At 56.3% G+C, this 3,784-nt stretch carries 5 protein-coding genes; 1 reads left to right on the top strand and 4 read right to left on the bottom strand.

What is annotated here, in order from left to right:
• Window positions 1-791: hypothetical protein (locus ABX962_RS32400; RefSeq protein ID WP_372725830.1), on the top strand; the 791-nt coding region annotated here is incomplete at its 5' end.
• 167 nt (window positions 792-958) lie between these two features.
• On the opposite strand, the gene ABX962_RS32395 is transcribed toward ABX962_RS32400, so the two are convergent.
• The 4 genes from ABX962_RS32395 to ABX962_RS32380 form a co-directional block, all read right to left on the bottom strand.
• Window positions 959-1,903 (bottom strand): beta-ribofuranosylaminobenzene 5'-phosphate synthase, encoded by a 945-nt coding sequence (locus ABX962_RS32395; RefSeq protein WP_372725829.1) that lies wholly within the window; start codon window positions 1,901-1,903, stop codon window positions 959-961.
• 98 nt (window positions 1,904-2,001) lie between these two features.
• A complete protein-coding gene (locus ABX962_RS32390) occupies window positions 2,002-2,655 on the bottom strand; it encodes a DUF447 domain-containing protein (RefSeq protein WP_372725828.1) in 654 nt (217 codons plus the stop codon).
• Complete coding sequence (locus ABX962_RS32385; protein ID WP_372725827.1) at window positions 2,652-3,242, bottom strand: aminodeoxychorismate/anthranilate synthase component II; 591 nt, start codon at window positions 3,240-3,242, stop codon at window positions 2,652-2,654. The genes ABX962_RS32390 and ABX962_RS32385 overlap by 4 nt, the downstream gene beginning before the upstream one ends.
• A gap of 28 nt (window positions 3,243-3,270) precedes the next feature.
• Window positions 3,271-3,784 (bottom strand): ExbD/TolR family protein (locus tag ABX962_RS32380; protein ID WP_372725826.1); only part of this gene is annotated, 514 nt, incomplete at its 5' end.

Below are 3,784 nucleotides of genomic sequence, written 5' to 3'. Positions count from 1 at the left end.
GTTCGATCCAGCAGTTGTCGACCAACACCGCCTCGGTCGAAGTCTTGTCGATGCCGAACATTCCGAAGCTCAGTGCCACCTTGAGTCTGCAGCGAGAGCGTCGCTTTCGCCTGCGAGCCAGTTTGCCGATCGTGTTGGGGGCCGGGATGGACATGGGCAGCAATGACGAAGTGTTTTGGTTCGAAGTTCCCGAGGGGATCGGGATGTCCAAGACGCTGTACTACGCCGAGCACGCGAAGTACCGCCAACAGCTCCAGCGAGCGGTTTTGCCTGTCGATCCAACTTGGATCATGGACGCCTTGGGATTGGTTCAATTGGATCCCGCGACGGTCGTCAACGGCCCCGTCACACGCGAGGACGGCAAGCTGGAAATTCGCAGCGTCATCCAAATGCCTGACGGTTTGTATCAACGTGTCTACTTGATTGAACCTTCGGCCGGTTACGTGACAAACCAATTCTTGTACGCTCCCGACAATCGCTTGATCGCGCAAAGCACGGCGACCAACCATCGCTACTATGCCGAACATCAATGTGCTTTGCCGCATCAAGTCGAACTGAATTTGACGCCCGCGATGGGGCAACCCTTGCGGATGAAAATCACGATTGGTTCGTACGCCGTGAATCAATTGCTAAGTGGCGATCCTCAGTTGTTTACGATGCCGCAGAACGCGTCTCAGACGGTCGATCTGACCACCTTGTCGGCGACGGCCGCAGCGGCTGCGGCGACCGCGCCGACGGAGTACACCGCGGATCATCAAATGGCGATGCCGCTGCGGGGAACGCTGCGGTAACTTATCGCCCGCCAAGTCAGGCAACGCGGTGAAGCATTTAAAGACGGCAAATTACCCCATTTGCGTTTCGTAGCTACGCTTTCCAGAGCGTGGTTTGTTGGCGTCCAATGCGCATCACCCGCTTCTGGCGAAGGTCGCTACCAGCAAATGTTTCACAGGGGTGCGAGTCAGGGCTGCGACTCGATTTGTCGCGGCTCGTTTTTGGCATGCGTTAGCAGCACGTGGACCTTGGATGGGTCGATCTGATTCGACACGAATTGCTGAGCATCCTCGCGTGTTGCGAACCAAGCAAAAACCGATGGCCCCCAACTGCTCTGCCCGACTCCCTTGATTCGATTGCTTCTTAGGAAATCAACAAGCGATGACACGGCGGTGCCATTGTAGGGACCGTTTTGCACCGATTCGAAAAGCAATCCACTGTCGCGGTTGTAGCGGTGCACCGCTTCACTGAACGCGTCGAAGTCGCCGTTTTGGATGGCTGGTAACAATTGGCTTGTGATTTGGTTGCGAAAGTGATCGCGCTGCGCGGATGTCGTTGCTGGAAGTTTAGAGAATTGGTCCAATTCCACATCACCGCTGATCGTCATCGTTTCTTGGGTGGGGCGTAGGATCGCCACGCACCACTGCCGAGGAACGTCGATTCGTTGCCGGATCGGATTCAGTTCTGCGGCGTTGTCGGCGTCTTCGTAGATCAGCCCGCCATGCCGATAGCCATGGATGCCGACGGCGGAGCGGCGTCCGCGATCGGCGATGTGAAACGCCGTCGTCTCGTCCACCAGACTCGGGTTCAGTAGCTCGCTGATTGCTTCGGCCACTGCCATCGCCAACTGGGTTCCCGTGCCAAGTCCTGTATGAGCGGGCGGGCGTCGGGCAATCTCGATTTGGCAAGCCGGTAACGCATCGAGATGAAATCGCCGGCGATAACGCTCGGCAATCCCCAATACCCGCTCAGCCGCAATCGCAGGTCCTTGGAACGTGTCGGCGCGTCGCGCAATCACTTCGGTGATCGGATGCTCGATCATCACACCGACACCCCCGAAGGGTTTCGCTGTGTCTAATAAACCGAAATGAAGTCGTGAGCCCGTTGTCACGCGTACCTGCTGAGATGTCATGTGCTCACAATACCAGCATCCCGGTATGCCTTCCAAGACGGGGGAAGCAAGTGGTTGAGAATGCCCCACTTGGAAAACGGCACGGCGGCTACGCTTGATCAGGGATCGATGTCGGCGTACCGCTGAGAAATCGCCTGGCTCAGGAATTGGAACGCCGCCGTCTCGGCGGCGCCTCCGGTCTTATCGACCAAGATTTGCAGGCGGCGAAGATCCGCCTCGACTTCCTCTTGCGCAATCAGGTGCGTTCGTGTCGCCAGAATCGCGGCCTCGATCACAGCATATTTGGCTCGGTTGAACCCAAAAAACGGGCGAACGATGCCTGATTGGACGACTCGGCACTGCATCTCGGCTCGCGGGTCATGGTCGTCGATCGATTCCACCTCAACCGCAAACCAGCGATGACAATCTCGTAGAACCCAGTAGGCGGAGGAATCGGTGGGGGATGGATCGAACTGTAATGGATCACGCTGCAACTGTTCGAGCGGGCGTACCCATTGCCGAAGCGTCGCTTGGTCACCGAGCGGCCCCACTGCGGCTCGTGCAAACAGATCAACATTGTCGGTCACGTGGACGACGGCTCGCCGCGTTTGCATCAAATTTTGATACGTGCGGGATGAGTTGAAAGGACGCAACAAGATCGTTTGCCCCTCGGCGTCGCCGTGAGCAAACGATTCCGAGACAATCGGGCCCATCGGAGCAATGTTGATTTGTTTGTCGGAACTTGTCGACGTGACGATCGATTCCAAGATCACAATGCCAGTTCCCGTCGCCGTTTGGAGGCAATCGTGACAAAGTTTTCGAGCAGACGGCTGCCCCCGTCGGTCAAGATCGACTCGGGATGAAACTGAACTCCAAAAACTTGCCGGCTACGGTGCTGGATCCCCATGATCACCCCATCGTCGCTGCGAGCAGTCACCTCTAGATCGTCGGGCAGATGATCGGGATCGATTGCCAACGAGTGATACCTGCCGACAGGCATCGGTGATGCAATGCGTTCAAAAATTCCTTGCCCATTGTGCTTGATCGAAGATTGGATGCCATGCTCGGGCCCACATCGCAACACGACCCCGCCAAAGGCAACGCCGATCGATTGATGCCCTAGACAAACACCCAACATCGGGATCTGCGACGACAGTTCGCGGATCACGGGTACCGAGCAGCCAGCTTCCTTGGGGCTTTTCGGGCCAGGCGAGATCACGATCGCTTCGGGATCCAATTCCAAGCAGCCTTGAGCGTCAATTTCGTCGCTGCGAATCACACGCGTGTCGCAGCCGAGTTGGCGAAAGTACCGGGCCAAGTTGTGGACAAAGGAATCGTAGTTGTCCAGCAATAAGATCATGCAATACAGCTTCTAATGGATCGGACCGCTAGCGACGCGGTTTGGCAAACTTAATCTTTTCGATCAGTTTGACCACTTCGTTGCCATCTTTGTAGCCGCTCACCGCAGTGATGGCCTTGATGACATTCTCGTAGCGTAAGTTGTAATCGGTATCGATTTCAAGTTCTGGTCCCTCGTCCTCTTCGGTTGGCGTCGCCGAACCGATCTGAGAAACGATGCGGGCTCGCAGTGCGTCGTAATCGGTGCCCAAGTCCGAATCGTTCAGTGCCATCGAAGCAAGTCGGCCCTGCGAATCGGCGCGTAGCCGCAGTTTCAATCCGAGGTCGGTCGGATCCGCAGCACCTTGGCTATCCCCCAGCGGCATTCGCACGCTGAAGTCGCCTTCCATTTCCACGACTTTGAAGGTCATCACGAAGAAAACCAGCAACAGAAAGACGATGTCAATCATGCTGGTCATGTTGAGTTCGTTTTTCTCGTTCGCGTGTTGATTGCGAATTTTCATCGATTGTCTTCCTTCACTCGCAGCGCAAAGTTGACGAGTT

The organism is Novipirellula sp., assembly GCF_041583735.1.
Taxonomy (GTDB): Bacteria; Planctomycetota; Planctomycetia; order Pirellulales; family Pirellulaceae; genus Novipirellula.
The sequence above is the reverse complement of the archived record's forward strand: the minus strand, read 5'-3'. Positions and strand labels throughout refer to the sequence as shown.

Excerpts from the sequence above, each read along its gene's own strand:
- ABX962_RS32385 (WP_372725827.1), bottom strand. The coding sequence starts at position 3,242 with ATGATCTTATTGCTGGACAACTACGATTCCTTTGTCCACAACTTGGCC.
- ABX962_RS32395 (WP_372725829.1), bottom strand. The coding sequence starts at position 1,903 with ATGACATCTCAGCAGGTACGCGTGACAACGGGCTCACGACTTCATTTC.